This window comes from Streptomyces sp. GL_140, from assembly GCF_057834465.1.
The window spans coordinates 8,215,827-8,232,095 of sequence record NZ_CM174404.1 but is presented as its reverse complement, the minus strand read 5'-3'; the positions used below and the strand labels follow the sequence as shown (position 1 = coordinate 8,232,095).

Genomic DNA, 16,269 nt, shown 5'->3' with positions numbered 1-16,269 from the left:
CGCAGCTGCTCGCGCGTCTCGTCGAGGTCGGCGATGGCCCGCTTCAGATAATCGCGAAGCTTCTGCTCGTTCGACATCAGGATGTCAACCTCTCGAGGTGAGATGCCGGGGTTTCCCGGACAGTCTCACCGCGGCCGACTGCGGTTTTCCCTAGGCCTGCTGATCACTGCCGCTGAGCCACTCCTCCACGATCTGTGCGGTCTTGGCCGAGTCCTCGCGGATCATCGAAAGGTGGTCGGCGTCCACAGGTCGCTCGTGTGCTCCGGCCACCAGGGGGGCCCGCTCCGCCGAGGGCCGCTGTTCGATCGGCCGGTCGTCGGCTCCGAAGAGCTGCTTGGCGCATTTCACCAGGAGCACGGGGGCGCTGGTGTGCTGTACCCGGAGCCGGCTGAGCAGGACCATCCAGCGGCCCATGGCGGAGAGCCGGGCGCTGGTCAGCCGGACCACCGAGCTCTCGGCCGAGCGGGCCTGCGGGCCCGTGCCGGTGAAGTTGAGGCGCATCATGCCCTGGTAGTCGACTCCTTCGCCCTCGTTGTGCTGGAAGCTGTACGTGTCCAGCAGCACCACGCCGGCGGGCTTGATTCCCCAGGTGTGTTCCAGCAGTCCGGCTGCCGCGTAGGCGAAGGAGCCGCCGGAGGAGTGGCCGACGAGGACGAACGGTTTGCCGTCGGCGGCCCGCAGGGCGCTTTCGGCGATCACCCGGACGGCGACCTCCGGGGTGGCGGGTAGCCGTTCCCCCGTCTCGAAGCCGACCAGGGGCAGTGCCGCGACTTCGCGCTTGCCGCGGAAGTGGGCGGCGAGCCGGGCGTACTGGTGGACACCCGCGTTGGCGGTGGGCGCGCTGACGCAGATCAGCCGGGGAGCGGCCGGACCGTCGGCGAGGTCGGAGGCGTAGGGCAGGTCCTCCAGTTCGGCCGACGCCTCGAAGGTGGGGCGGAGCGCGGCCACGGCGGCCAGCATGCGCTGGGCCTCGGCGACCTTGCCGTCGGCGAGGGCGTCGGTGAACAGGCGCTCCAGGGAGCCGGGTTCCGGCTCTCCGGACGCCAGGCCGAGGGTGGCACCCGCACTCGCGCCGTCCTCGGCCCGCGCCTGCTGGGCGATTTCGCCATGCAGCCAGAGGGCCAGGTGGGCGGGGGTCTTGTTGTCGAAGACGACCGTCGCGGACAGCCGCATGCCGGTGCAGGCGGCGAGCTTGTTGCGCAGTTCGACGGCCGTCAGCGAGTCGAGGCCGAGCTCGTAGAAGTCCCGGTCGGCCTCGACGGCGTCGGCCGAGGCGTGGCCGAGCACGCCGGCGGCCTCGGTCCGCACCAGGTCGGTGAGGTAGCGCAGGCGGTCCTTCGCGCCGAGCGCGAGGAGCTGCCTGGTCAGGTCGGCGGTGTCCTTGCCGCCCGCCGTGTTGGCGGCGGTGCGCCGGGCGGTGCGGACCAGCCCCCGGAACAGCGGGGGGACCTCGCCCTGGGGGCGCATGCCGGAGCCGGTCAGCCCGATCGGGATTACGAGCGGTTCGGCGGAGCCCAGCGCGGCCTCGAACAGGGCGAGGCCCTGCTCGATGGAGAGCGGGGGCATGCCGCCGGACTGCATGCGCCGCATGTCGGTGTCGCTGAGCTCGCTGGTCATGCCGTCGTCCTGGACCCACGGGCCCCAGGCCAGGGAGGTACCGGGCAGTCCGAGGGCTGCGCGGTGGCCGGCGAGGGTGTCGAGGAAGGAGTTGGCGGCGGCGTAGTTGCCCTGGCCGGGGCTGCCCATGACGCCGGCGATGGACGAGAACGTCACGAAGGCGGCGAGCTCGAGCCCGCGCGTGGCCTCGTGCAGGTTCCAGGCCGCGTCGACCTTCGGCCGCAGGACGTCCGACAGCCGTGCGGGGGTCAGCGAGGTGATGATGCCGTCGTCCAGCACACCGGCCGTGTGGATCACGGCGGTGAGCGGGTGCGCGGCCGGGATGCCCGCGATCAGGGCGTCCGCGGCCCGCCGGTCGGCCGTGTCACAGGCGGCGACGGTGACGGTGACACCCAGGGCCTCCAGTTCGGCGGCCAGTTCGGCGGCGCCGGGCGCGGCCGGGCCGCGGCGGCTGCTGAGCAGCAGGTGCCGGACCCCGCGAGCGGCCAGTCGGCGGGCGAGGTGTCGGCCGAGCGCGCCCGTACCGCCGGTGATCAGGACGGTGCCTACGGGGTTCCACACGGGCGGCATGGTGAGCACCGTGCCGTCCAGGGGACCGCCGTCCGGGGTGCGGGCGCAAAGGGCCGTCCGGGCGTGCCGGATGTCGTACGAGGCGACCGGGCCGACCGGGGCGGCGGCCCGTTCCCAGGTCCACCCGTCGGGGACGGGTGCGAGCCCGCTCCGTTCCACGACGGCGACGGGGCCGACGGCGGCGACCTGTTCCGTGCTCATCACCCGGTCACCCGTGCGCAGCCCGAGCACGCCGGGTCCGACGGCGCTGACGGTGCCGGTGATCCGGGCGGTGGCGCCGGCGGCGGCTTCGCCGGTGAGGCCGGCGGCCGCGACGGCGACACGTACCTCGCCGTCGGTGAGCGGTCGTGCCGCGTCGGGGCCGGGTTCCAGTCGCAGGGCGTCGGCCGCGCCGTCCTCGGGCAGGGCGAGCCGCCAGCCCTCTCCTGCGGGCGGCAGCAGACTTGGGGCGGTGGCCAGCCGGGCGAGCCGGCCGACGAGCAGCGAGCCGTCGCGTACGGCGAACTGGGCCTCGCCTGCGGCGAGCGGGCCGGCGAGCCGGGCGAGGGCGTCGGCGACGTCGGTGTCCTCCTCGGTGTCGAGGAGGACGAACCGGTCGGGGTGCTCGGAGTTGGCCGAGCGCACCAGGCCCCAGGCCGCGCCGCCCGCGAGGTCGGCGACGGTGTCCGCGTCGACGGCGCGGATGGCCCGCCGGGTGACGAGGACGAGCCGTGAGGCGGCGAAGCGCTCCCCCGACAGCCACTCCTGGACCAGGGCCAGTACCTGTGCGGTCAGCGCGTGCACGGCCGCGGGCACATCGCCACCGGTGCACTCGGGCAGCGGTACGACGACCAGGTCGGGCACCCGCGCGCCGGCCCGGGCGAGTTCGGCGAGGCCGGTGGCGCGGGCGCCGAGGCCGTAGGGGTCGCCGGTGCCCGGCGCGAGGACGTCCGGTGCGAGGACGTCCAGCGCGAGGACGTCCAGCGCGACGGCGCTCGGTGCGGGGGCGCTCGGTGCGCCGTCGGCGACGCTGTCCGTGTCGGCCGGTATCCACTCCACATGGAACAGCGGCTCGCGGTCGGTGGCGCGTGCGGTGCCCGACCCGGCGGCGAACTCGGCGCCGGACTCGGCGGTGGCCAGGGTGACCGACGTGGCCGACAGGACGGGGGTGCCTTCGGCGTCGTAGGCGCTCATGACGACCGCGTCCTCGCCGGACCGGGACAGGCGGACCCGCAGGACGCGGGCGCCGCCCGCGTGCAGGGTGAGGTCCTGCCAGGCCCGGGGCTGCGGCAGGTGGTCCTCGTGGCCGAGGCCGAGTAGGGCGGCCGCGTGCAGGGCCGCGGCCGACAGGGCCGGGTGCAGGCCGAACCAGCGGGCGTCGTCGGCGGCCTCACCGGCGAGCCGCACCTCGGCGAACACCTCGTCGCCGTGCAGCCACGCCGCGGTCAGGCCCTGGAAGACGGGTCCGGGCCCGGAGGCTCCGTAGAAGCCGTCGAGGTCGACGGCCGCGGCGCCGATCGGGGGCCACACCAGTGGGGCGGCGGGCGCGGTGAACGGCTGTCCGGTCAGGATGCCGGTGGCGTGCCGGGTCCACGGCTCGTCGGGGGCCGCGTCGCCGGGGCGCGCGTAGCAGGCGACGGTACGGTCCGCGCCGTCCTCTTCGGGTGCGCCCACCCACACCTGGATGACGGGTTCGACGCCGTGCCCGAGCGGCAGCGGTGCGGTGACGGTGAATTCCCTGAGGCTTCCGCAGCCGACCTGGTCGCCCGCCCGGGTGGCGAGTTCGAGGAATGCGGTGGCCGGGAAGTGGGCGGACCCGTCGGTGCGGTGGTCGAGCAGCCACGGGTGGACTCGGAGCGAGAGCCTGCTGGTGAACAGCAGGCCGGCGGCTCCGGCGAGCGGGACGGCCGCGCCGAGCAGCGGGTGTTCGGCGGGTACCAGGCCGGCGGAGGTCACGTCCCCGGACAGGGGTGCGGGGCGCGGCCAGTACCGGTCGTGCTGGAAGGCGTAGGTGGGCAGGGTGGTGCGGCGGGCGCCGGTGCCGTCGAAGAACCGCGGCCAGTCCACGCCGACGCCGGTGACGTGCAGCCGGGCCAGGGCGGTGACCAGGGCGCTCTCCTCGGGCCGGTCCGCCCACAGCGCGGAGGCGCACACGCACTGGTCGGCGTCCTCGCCGAGGCTCTGCGGGGCCAGCGCGGCGAGGGTGGCGTCGGGGCCGACCTCCAGGAAAGCCGAGGCCCCGGCCTCGCGCAGGGTGCGTACGGCGTCGGCGAAGCGGACGGTTTCCCGGACGTGGCGGACCCAGTACTCGGGGTCGCGCAGCTGCGCGACCCCGGCTTGGGCACCCGTGAGGGTGGAGACGAGCGGGAGGTCCGGCTCCGCGACGGCCAGGGTGGCGACGACGGCCCGGAATTCGTCCAGCATCGGGTCCATCAGCGGGGAGTGGAAGGCGTGCGAGACCCGCAGCCGCTTGGTCCGGCGCCCCATGCGTGCGAGGTGGCCCCGTACGGCCTCGACGGCGTCCTCGGCGCCGGAGACGACGAGCGAGGACGGTGCGTTGACCGCTGCGAGGACCACCCGCGCGGTGAGCAGGGGGCGGACTTCGTCCTCGGTGGCCTGTACGGCGGCCATAGCGCCGCCTTCGGGCAGGGCCTGCATCAGCCGGCCCCGGGCGGCCACCAGCGTGCACGCGTCGGCCAGGGTGAACACCCCGGCGACGTGGGCGGCGGCGATCTCGCCGACGGAGTGGCCGGCGACGAACTCGGGGCGTACGCCGAGTGAGGCGAGCAGCCGGAACAGGGCCACCTCGACGGCGAACAGCCCGGTCTGCGCGTACTGCGTCCGGTCGAGCGCCTCGGCGTCGGCTCCCCAGACGACCTCGCGCAGCGGACGCTCCAGATGCGGGTCGAGCTGGGCGCAGACGGCGTCGAAGGCGTCGGAGAAGACCGGGAAGCGGTCGTACAGTTCGCGGCCCATGCCGAGGCGCTGTGCGCCCTGTCCGGAGAACAGGAAGGCGGTGGTGTGGCCGGCGGCTTCGCCGCGGGCCACCTCGGTGCCGTCGACGAGCACGGCGCGGTGCGCGAAGGCGGTCCGGGTGGTGGCGAGGGAGTGGCCGACGTCGAGCGGGTCACGGCCCGCGGTGTGTGCCGCGAGACGGGCGAGCTGCTCGTCCAGGGCCTCCGGTGTGGCTCCGGACACCGGCCACGGCACCGCCGGGGCCGTCACGGACGGCGCCCGGGGAGATTCGGCCGGGGGTTCCTCCGGTGCGTCGGCGGGCGGGGCCTCCTCGATGATCGTGTGGGCGTTGGTGCCGCTGATGCCGAACGAGGACACGCCTGCCCGCCGGGGCCGGTCCGCCTGGGGCCACGGCCGAGCCTCGGTGAGCAGGTCGATGGCTCCGGCCGTCCAGTCGACGTGTGTGGAGGGCTCCTCGATGTGCAGCGACTTGGGCAGGACGCCGTGCCTCAGCGCGAGGACGGTCTTGATGACGCCGGCCACGCCGGCGGCGGCCTGGGTGTGCCCGATGTTGGACTTCAGCGAGCCGAGCAGCAGCGGTCGCTCGGGGTCGCGTCCGCGTCCGTAGGTGGCCAGCAGGGCCTGCGCCTCGATGGGGTCGCCGAGGGCGGTTCCCGTGCCGTGTCCCTCGACGGCGTCCACGTCGTCGGGGGTCAGTCCGGCGGCTGCGAGGGCCTGGCGGATGACGCGCTGCTGGGAGGGGCCGTTGGGGGCCGTGATGCCGTTGGAGGCGCCGTCCTGGTTGACGGCGGAGCCGCGTACGAGCGCCAGGACCTCGTGCCCGTTGGCACGGGCGTCGGAAAGGCGTTCGAGGACGAGCATCCCCACGCCCTCGGACCAGTTGGTGCCGTCTGCGGCGTCGGAGTAGGCCTTGCAGCGGCCGTCGGCGGCGAGGCCGCCCTGGATGGTCATGCCCGCGAAGCCGACGGGGGTCGCCATCACGGTGACGCCGCCGGCCAGGGCCAGCGAGCACTCGCCTGCCCTGAGCGCCTGGGCGGCCGAGTGCAGGGCCACCAGGGAGGAGGAGCAGGCGGTGTCGACGGTGACGGCGGGGCCTTCGAGGCCGAGGGTGTACGAGATGCGCCCGGACAGCACGCTGGAGGCGAGGCCGGTTCCGGCGTGGGCGCCGATGTCCTCACGGGAGTTCATCATCAGCGTCGCGTAGTCGAGGCCGCTGGTGCCGACGAACACGCCGGTGCGGCTGCCGTGCAGGGAGTCCGGTGCGATGCCGGCCCCTTCGAAGGCCTCCCAGGAGGTTTCCAGCAGCAGCCGCTGCTGGGGGTCCATGGCCAGGGCCTCGCGCGGCGAGATGCCGAAGAAGCCCGCGTCGAAGTCGGCGGCGCCGGGGACGAATCCGGCTTCCAGGGTGGCGCTGCGGCCGCGGCCGTCGCGGTCGCCGCCGCCGAGGGTCTTCAGGTCCCAGCCGCGGTCGGTGGGGAAGGGTGCGATGCCGTCCCCGCCGGTGGAGACCAGTTGCCACAGGTCCTGCGGCGTACGGACCCCGCCGGGCAGGCGGCAGGCCATGCCGACGATGGCGATCGGGTCGTCGGCGGAGGCGGCGGCGCGGGATGCGCCGGTGGTCTCGCTGTCCGGCCGCTGCTCGTCGAGGAGTTCGGCGAGCAGGTGCTCTGCGAGGACGGTGGCGGTCGGGTGGTCGTAGACGGCCGTGGCGGAGAGTTTGAGGCCGGTGGCCAGGTTGAGGCGGGCGGGGAGTTCGACGGCGGTGAGCGAGTCGAACCCGAGGTCCCGGAACTTGCGGTCCGCGGCGACGGCCGCCCTGCCGCTGTGGCCGAGCACCGCCGCGACGTGGGTGCGTACCAGGTCGGTGACGAGGGGCAGGCGTTCGGCGGTGGGCAGGGCCCGCAGTCGCAGGGTGAGTTCGTGCGCCTGCGCGGTGATGTCCTCGCGGGCCGCCTCCGCGTCGGCGAGTGCCTGTCGGGCGGCCGGGAGCCCGGCCAGCGACGGGTTGCCGCGCAGTCCGACCAGGGTGTCCAGGATCTGCGGCTGGCGCAGGTCGAGCACGATCAGGGTCGGGGCGGACCGGGTGACGGCCTGCCGCAGCGCGGCGAGCGCCAGCTCGGGGTGCACGGCGGGAATCGCCGTGCGGCGGCCCGCGGTGTCGGCCCGCGCCTCGTCCGCGGGCTCGCCGTCCATCCAGGCGCCCCAGGCCAGCGAGGTCGCGGGCAGGCCCCGTGCGCGGCGCTGCTGGGCGAGCGCGTCGAGGACGGCGTTCGCGGCGGCGACGGCCGCCCGGCCGGGCGTGCCGACGGCTCCTGCCACGGACGAGAAGAGCACGAACGCCGACAGGTCGAGGCCGCGCGTCAGCTCGTCCAGGTGGAGTGCAGTCAGCGCCTTGGCCCGGTGTACGGCGGTCAGCCGCTCCGGGGTCAGGTCGTCGAGCACCCCGTCGTGGACGATGCCGGCCGCGTGGACCACGGCCGTGAGCGGGTGTTCGGCGGGGACGGCCGCCAGTACGGCGGCCAGGGCGTCCCGGTCGGCGGTGTCGCAGGCCGCGACGGTGGCTTGCGCTCCCAGGGCGCGCAGATCGGCGACGAGTTCGGCGGCGCCGGGTGCGGCGGGGCCGCGGCGGCCGACGAGCAGCAGTCGGCGTACGCCGGCGGTCGCGAGCCAGCGGGCGGTACGGCTGCCCCGGACGCCGGTGCCGCCGGTGACGAGCACCGTGCCGTCGGGGTGTGCGGCGGCGGGCTGCCAGCCGGCGTCGGGCGAGCCGGCGGGCGCGGGCACCAGTCGGCGTACGTGGACGGCGGAGTCGCGTACCGCGATCTGGTCCTCGCCGTCGAGCCCGGCCAGGACGGCGCCGAGCCGCCGGGCGGCCCGTGCGTCGAGGGTTTCGGGCAGGTCGATGAGTCCGCCCCAGCGCTGCGGGTGCTCCAGGGCGGCGACCCGGCCGAGTCCCCAGGTGCCGGCCTGGGCCGGGGAGGGCAGGTCCTCGGTGTGGGCGACGGCGACCGCGCCCCGGGTCACGCACCACAGGGGTGCCGTGATCCCGGCGTCGGCCAGGGCCTGGAAGAGCACGGCGGTCGCCGTGGCGGCGACCTCGGCGGGGTCCGGCAGGGCCAGCACGCCCGCGAACCCCGCCTCGGGGCGAGGGAGCTGCTCCAGCAGGACGGCCAGCGCGGTCCGGGGCAGGCCCGCCTCGACGGTGAGGTGCAGGGCGTCGGGCCCGGCCGCCTCGCGCACCGTGGCGGTCCAGTCTCCGTCCGCGCCACCGGCGGGTGTGACCACGAGCCAGGTCCCGGTGGGCCCGGCGCCCCCCACCGCGCCCAGCGGCTGCCACGCCTCGTGGAACCGCAGGGCGTCGAGCAGGGCCTGGTCGCGGCGGTGCCTGCGCCAGTTCGACAGCGCGGGCAGTACGGCGCCCAGCGCCTCGCCGTCCACGTCGAGGTCGGTGGCCAGGGTCGCCAGGTCCTCGCCCTCGACGGCCGTCCAGAACTCCGCGTCGGCGGGATCGGCCGCGGTGGCGGGAGCCGCCCGGAAGGCCGGGGCGGTCCGTGGCCAGTGGCGGTCGCGTTGGAAGGCGTACGTGGGCAGGGCGACGGGCCGGGCGGCGGTGCCGTCGAAGAGCCGCGCCCAGTCGATGCGTACGCCGCTGACGTGCAGGCGGGCGAGCCCCTCGACCAGTGCCCGCTCCTCGGGCCGGCCGGCCCGCAGTGCGGGCACGGCGACACAGGCGCCGTCGTGCACACCGAGGGCGGTACGGGTGGCGGCGGTGAGGATGCCGTCGGGGCCGAGTTCCAGGAAGGCGGAGACCCCGGCCTCGCGCAGCGCGCCGACCCCGTCGGCGAAGCGGACGGTCTCACGGACGTGCCGCACCCAGTAGTCGGGGGTGCACACCAGCTCCGGGCCGGCCAGCGCACCTGTCACGTTCGACACGAGCGCCAGCCGCGGCTCGGCGAAGGCGATCCGGGCCGCCACGGCCCGGAACTCCTCCAGCATCGGGTCCATCAGCGGGGAGTGGAAGGCGTGCGACACCCGCAGCCGAGTGGTCCTGCGGCCCGCGGCCTCGAAGTGCGCGCCGATCCGCGCGAGCGCGTCGGCCGCGCCGGAGACGACCACCGAGGCCGGACCGTTGACCGCCGCGATCGCGACCGACGCCGGGTCGGCGTCGACCAGCGGCCGCACTTCCTCCTCCGCAGCCTGTACGGCCAGCATGGCGCCGCCGTCGGGGAGGGCCTGCATCAGCCGGCCGCGCGCCGCGACGAGCGCGCACGCGTCGGCGAGGCCGAACACGCCGGCGACGTGCGCGGCGGCGATCTCGCCGACCGAATGCCCGGCCACGAACTCAGGTGCCGTGCCGAGCGATTCGACCAGCCGGAAGAGAGCCACCTCGACGGCGAACAGGCCCGCCTGGGCGTACCCGGTACCGTTCAGGGCGTCCTCGTCCTCACCCCACACGACCGTGCGGACGGGACGGGGCAGATGCTCGTCGAGCGCCGCGCACACGGCGTCGAAGGCCTCGGCGAACACCGGGAAGCGCGCGTACAGCTCCCGGCCCATGCCCAGCCGCTGGGATCCCTGGCCCGAGAACAGCACGGCCGTGATCCGGCTCTCCGCTGCCGTCCCGCGGGCGATCTCGGAACCGTCCACCAGCACGGCCCGGTGCTCGAACGTCCCGCGACCCGCCGCCAGCGAGTACGCGACGTCCAGCGCGGGCAGCGCGGGCAGAGCGGTGAGCAGCGGGGCCAGCCGGTCGCACTGCGCGTCGAGGGCGGCCTCGGACTTGCCGGAGACCGTCCAGGGCACCACGGAGGGCACCAGGGCGGGCGCCACGGAGGCGCTTCGGGCCGGTTCCTCGACCGGCGGGGCCTGCTCGATGATCGTGTGCGCGTTCGTGCCGCTGATGCCGAACGCCGAGACGGCGGCCCGGCGGGGCCGGTCGACCGCCGGCCACGGCTCGGTCCGCGTGAGCAGCCGTACGTCACCGGCGGACCAGTCGACGTGGGTGGAGGGCGTGTCCACGTGCAGGGTCCGCGGCACGGTGTCGTGGTGCATGGCCATGACCATCTTGATCACACCGGCCACACCGGCCGCGGCCTGGGTGTGCCCGATGTTCGACTTCAGCGAGCCGAGGAGGAGGGGCCGGCCGCCCTCGCCGCGCTCCCGGCCGTACGTGGCCAGGAGGGCCTGTGCCTCGATCGGGTCGCCGAGGGGCGTGCCCGTGCCGTGCCCCTCGACCACGTCGACGTCGGCGGCCGTCAGGCCCGCGTTGGCGAGGGCCTGACGGATGACCCGCTTCTGTGCGGGCCCGTTGGGGGCGGTGAGGCCGTTGGAGGCACCGTCCTGGTTGACGGCGGAGCCGCGTACGAGCGCCAGGACCTGGTGGCCGTTGCGGCGGGCGTCCGAGAGCCGCTCCAGCACGACCACGCCCACGCCTTCGGACCAGCCGGTGCCGTCGGCGGCGTCCGCGTACGCCTTGCAGCGCCCGTCGCCGGCGAGGCCGCCCTGCCGGGTGAAGCCGGGGAATCCCAGCGAGGAGGACATCACGGTGACGCCGCCTGCGAGGGCGAGCGAGGACTCGCCGCTGCGCAGCGACTGCGCGGCCAGGTGCATGGCCACCAGGGAGGAGGAGCACGCGGTGTCCACGGTCACGGCCGGGCCTTGCAGCCCGAGGGTGTAGGACACTCGGCCCGAGACCACACTGGCCGCGAGGCCGGTGCTCGCGTGGCCCTCTATGTCCTCCGGGGAGTTCATGACGAGGGTGAGGTAGTCCTGGCCTCCGGTGCCTACGAACACTCCGGTCGCGCTGCCGCGCAGCGCGGCCGGGTCGATGGCGGCGCGCTCGATTGCCTCCCAGGAGGTCTCCAGCAGCAGCCGCTGCTGCGGATCCATGGCCAGGGCCTCGCGCGGCGAGATACCGAAGAAGCCCGCGTCGAAGTCGGCCACTCCGTGCAGGAATCCACCCTTGGCGGTGGCGCTGCGACCACGGCCGTCCGGGCCGTGACCGGCGCCGAGGAGGGTGTCCAGATCCCAGCCGCGGTCGGTGGGGAAGTCGGCGATCCCCTCCCGGCCGTCGAGGACGAGGTCCCACAGGTCTTCGGGCGAGTCGATGCCGCCTGGCAGCCGGCAGGCCATCCCGACGATGGCGATCGGGTCGTCGGCCGGCCCGGTGGCCACGGCGGCCGGGAGGCGTGCGTCGCCGTTCTCGTCGAGGAGCTCGGCGAGGAGGTGGGCGCCGAGCGCCGTGGGGGTGGGGTGGTCGAAGACGAGGGTGGCGGGCAGCCGCAGGCCGGTGACCTGGCCCAGCCGGTTGCGGAGTTCCAGCGCGGTGAGGGAGTCGAGCCCCAGGTCCTGGAATTCCCGGTCCGCGCCGACGGTCTGCGCGGAGGCGTGTCCGAGGACGGACGCGGCCTCCGTACGCACCATCTCGACGACGGTGCGGATGCGGTCCGCCTCGCGCAGCTCCCACAGCCGGGCGGTGAGCGCGAGGGCCGTACCGGCCCCGCCCGCAGTGGTGGCGGCCATCCGCCGCCCACCGCGGACCAGCCCGCGGAACATGGTGGGCACTTCGCCGCGCATTCGCGCCCCGGTTCCGGTCGCTAGGCGGCCGAGGGGGACGAGGTGGGCGGTGTCGGTGGCCATGGCCGCGTCGAGGAGGGCCAGCCCCTGCTCGACGGAGAGCGGCGGGACACCGGAGGAAGCAATCCGCTGCCGGTCGGCCTCGGACAGGGTCGCGGTCATACCGCCCGTGGGCGCCCAGGCACCCCATGCGAGGGACTGGGCCGGAAGACCCTGAGCACGGCGGTGTGCGGCGAGAGCGTCCAGGAACACGTTCGCGGCCGCGTAGTTGCCCTGCCCGGCCGAGCCCATCACACCCGATATCGAGGAGAAGAGGACGAACGCCGAGAGGTCCATGGCCCGGGTCAGCTCCTGCAGGTTCCAGGCCGCGTCCACCTTCGGACGCAACACCTTCGAGAGCCGCTCGGCCGTCAGAGAGGTCACCACACCGTCGTCGAGCACGCCTGCGGTGTGGATCACCGCCGACAGCTCCACCCCGGCCAGCACGCCGGACAGCGCGTCCCGGTCGGCTGCATCGCACGCGACGACCGAGACCTCCGCACCGGCGGCGGCCAGCTCATCCCGCAACTCCACCGCACCCGGAGCATCCAGCCCCCGACGCGACACCAGCAAGAGGCTCCGCACCCCATGGACGGCCACCAGATGCCGGGCCACCTCACGGCCCAGACCACCCGTACCACCCGTCACCAGGACCGTGCCGTCCCCCAACTGGACCTCCACCAGGCCCACGTCGCGACCCAGCCGGGCCAGCCGGCCCACGTGCACCACGCCATCACGGACCAGCACCTGCGACTCACCCGCCGCGAGCACCTCCGCCACCGGCAGCTCGCCACCGCCCTCGATGTCCACCAGCAGGAACCGCCCCGGGTTCTCCGACTCCGCCGCCCGCACCAGACCCCACACCGCGGCACCCGCCAGATCGGCCCCCGACACCGCGCCCCGCGTCAGAACGACCAGACGCGAACCCTCGGCGCCTTCAACGGCCTCCTGCACCGCGTCAAGAGCCCGGGCACACGCCTCATGGACGGCGTCCGGCGTCATCCCACCCGGAACGGGGAACGCCGTCAGCTCCGTCCCATCGGCAGCCGAACCCACCGACACGTCGGCCGGAATCCACTCCAGGCGCAGCAGCCCCTCCCGCCCCGGCACGACCCCCACCGGCACCACCGGAGCCCCGAGAACCAGCTCCTCCACCGAGAGCACCGGCGTGCCCTCGACATCCACCAGCGCGAGCGATACCGAGTCCTCCGCCGTACGGCGGATCCTCGCCCGCACCACCGACGCGCCCGCCGCATGCAGCGAGACCCCCCGCCAGGAGACGGGCACCAAGTCCCGCTCCCCCGCCGCCTCCCGCACCACCTCGGCGAGCAACGCCGGATGCAGACCAAACCGATCAGCCTCCCGCGCCACGCCACCCGACAGCGCGAACTCCATCTCGGCGCCGCCGGTGTCCGTCACTGCGATCGGTGAACCGGTGACCAGCACACCTGATGCGTGCTCGGTCCACTCGGCGTCCGAGTCCTGCTCACGCCGCGCGTGCAGCCTGACCGGCCGGGCCCCGCTCTCGTCCGGTGTACCCACCCACACCTGGACGGCCACCGCGCCGTCCAGGGCGAGCGCGAGCGGTTCGGTGTGGGTCAGCTCGCCGACACGACTGCAGCCGACCTGGTCGGCGGCCCGGAGGGCGAGTTCGAGCAGGCCCGTGGCCGGGAAGACCACTTGGCCGTCCACGACGTGCTCCGCCAGCCAGGGCTGTGAGCCACACGACAGGCGTCCCGTGAGCACCGTCCCGTCCGAGCCGGCCAGGAAGACAGCGGCACTCAGCAGGGGGTGATCGGCAGGCCGCAAACCGGCACCGACGACATCTCCCGAGGGCAGCGCGGGCCGCGGCCAGTAGCGCTCGTGCTGGAAGGCGTACGTCGGCAGGTCGACCCGCCGGGCACCCGTACCGTCGTACCAGCGCGCCCAGTCCACCTCCACACCCGCGCAGTGCAGCCTGGCCAGCCCTTCGACGAGCGTGCGCTCCTCGCCCCGGCCCTTGCGCAGCACTGGAACGGCCATCACCGCATCCATGCTCAACTGCGCCAGCGCGCACAGACTTCCGTCCGGGCCGAGTTCCAGGAAGGTGTCCACACCCTGCCCGGCCAGCGAACGCACCGCATCGGCGAACCGTACGGACTCCCGCACGTGCCGCACCCAGTACTCCGGGTCACACACCAGATCGGCATCAGCCGCCAGCGCGATCTCCGGCGCCGAAAACGTCAGCCCCGACACCACCGCACGGAACTCATCCAACATCGGGTCCATCAGCGGGGAATGGAAAGCATGCGAAACCCGCAGCCGCGTGACCTTGCGACCCAACCCCTCGAAATGAACCCGCACAGCCTCCACCGCATCCCGCGCACCCGAGACCACCACAGCAGACGGACCGTTGACAGCGGCGATGGACACGAACTCACCGAGCAGCGACTGGACTTCGTACTCCGTGGCCTGGACCGCGAACATTGCACCGCCCTCCGGCAGCGCCTCCATCAGCCGACCACGAGCCGCGACCAACGCACACGCGTCCGCCAGCGACAACACCCCCGCCACATGCGCGGCCGCAATCTCACCCACCGAATGCCCCGCCACAAAGTCCGGCCTCACACCCAACGACTCCACCAACCGGAACAACGCCACCTCGACCGCGAACAACGCCGACTGCGCGAACCCAGTCCGGTCCAACGCCTCGCCGTCCCCACCCCACACCACATCCCGCACCGGTGCGTCCAACCCGCCACACACTGCATCGAATGCGGCCGCGAACACCGGGAAACGGGCATACAACTCCCGCCCCATCCCCAACCGCTGCGAACCCTGCCCCGAAAACAGCACCGCTAGCGACCGTCCGGACGCCTCGCCGCGGGCGATCTGGACCCCGTCCACCAGCACCGCCCGGTGTCCCAGGCTCGCGCGCCGCGCGGCCAGCGAGAAGCCCACGTCCGGCGCGGATTTCCCGGACGCTGCGGCCAGTCGCTCCAGCTGAGAGTCCAGCGCGGCCGCCGACTTCCCCGACACCACCCAGGGCGCGACGGCGGGAGCCACGGTCGGCTCCATCGCCTCCACTTCGACCGGCGGGGCCTGCTCGATGATCGTGTGGGCGTTGGTGCCACTGATTCCGAAGGCCGACACGGCGGCCCGGCGCGGCCGGCCCGTGGCCGGCCAGTCCGTCTGCTGGGTCAGCAGCGAGACCTCACCAACCGACCAGTCGACGTGCGTGGTGGGTTTGTCCACGTGCAGGGTGCGCGGCAGCACGCCCGCCCGCATCGCCATCACCATCTTGATCACACCCGCCACACCGGCAGCCGCCTGCGTATGACCTATGTTCGACTTGAGCGAACCAAGCAGCAGCGGCCTGCCCTCGGGACGGTTCTCGCCGTACGTGGCCAGGAGCGCCTGCGCTTCGATCGGGTCACCCAACGGCGTACCCGTACCGTGCCCCTCCACCACATCCACATCAGCCGCAGACAGACCGGCCGCCGCCAAAGCCTGCCGGATCACCCGCTGCTGCGACGGACCGTTCGGCGCGGTCAGACCGTTCGACGCACCGTCCTGATTCACCGCAGAGCTACGAATCACGGCCAGTACCTCGTGACCATGACGGCGGGCGTCCGAGAGCCGCTCCAGGACCAGCACGCCCACACCCTCCGACCAGCCCGTACCGTCCGCCGCATCCGCGAACGCCTTGCACCGCCCGTCACCCGCCAGCCCGCCCTGCCGACTGAAACCGGCGAAGCTCATCGGCGTGGACAGGACGGTCACACCACCGGCCAGGGCCATGGTGCACTCGCCCGAGCGCAAGGCGTGGGCGGCGACGTGGAGCGCGACGAGCGAGGACGAGCACGCGGTGTCCAGGGTCAACGCCGGGCCCTCCAGGCCGAAGGCGTACGAGACGCGGCCGGACAGGACGCTGGCCGTAAGGCCGGTCGTCGCGTGGCCTTCCACATCCTCCAGGGAGTTCATGACCACGCCCACGTAGTCCACGCCCGCCGTGCCGACGAACACGCCGGTCCGGCTGCCGCGCAGGGTCGCCGGGTCGATCCCGGCCTGTTCGAAGGCTTCCCAGGAGGTCTCCAGCAGCAGCCGCTGCTGCGGGTCCATCGCCATCGCCTCGCGCGGCGAGATCCCGAAGAAGTCCGCGTCGAAGGCCGCGGCATCGACGAAGCCGCCCTCCATCGATGCACTGCTGCCGTTCCCGTCGCCGGACAGGGCCTCCAGATTCCAGCCGCGGTCGGTGGGGAAGGCGGAGATGCCGTCGCCGCCCTCCGTCACCAGCCGCCACAGGTCCTCGGGCGAGCGCACACCGCCCGGCAGGCGGCAGGACATTCCGACGATCGCGATCGGCTCCTGCTGCTCCGACTCGACTTCCAGCAGTCGTTGGCGAGTCTGGTGCAGATCAGCGGTGACCCACTTGAGGTACTCAACGAGCTTGCTGTCGTTCGACATGGGGGTGGAGCCTTCCTACAGCGAAAGATGAAGAGGTGAAGGACGACGGACGGCCGGACGGACGGC

The 16,269-nt window shown here is 74.0% G+C and carries 1 protein-coding gene and 1 pseudogene; both read right to left on the bottom strand.

The window, feature by feature from the left end; all coding sequences use genetic code 11:
* Positions 1-29 precede the first annotated feature (29 nt).
* Positions 30-77: pseudogene (locus AC3IYJ_RS38075) on the bottom strand (polyketide synthase docking domain-containing protein); the annotation flags it as partial.
* Positions 78-150: 73 nt separating this feature from the next.
* The gene (locus AC3IYJ_RS38070; RefSeq protein ID WP_489399072.1) at positions 151-16,203 is read right to left on the bottom strand and encodes a type I polyketide synthase; all 16,053 of its coding nucleotides are present in this window, start codon (positions 16,201-16,203) and stop codon (positions 151-153) included.
* Positions 16,204-16,269 lie beyond the last annotated feature (66 nt).

Excerpts from the sequence above, each read along its gene's own strand:
- AC3IYJ_RS38070 (WP_489399072.1), bottom strand. The coding sequence starts at position 16,203 with ATGTCGAACGACAGCAAGCTCGTTGAGTACCTCAAGTGGGTCACCGCT.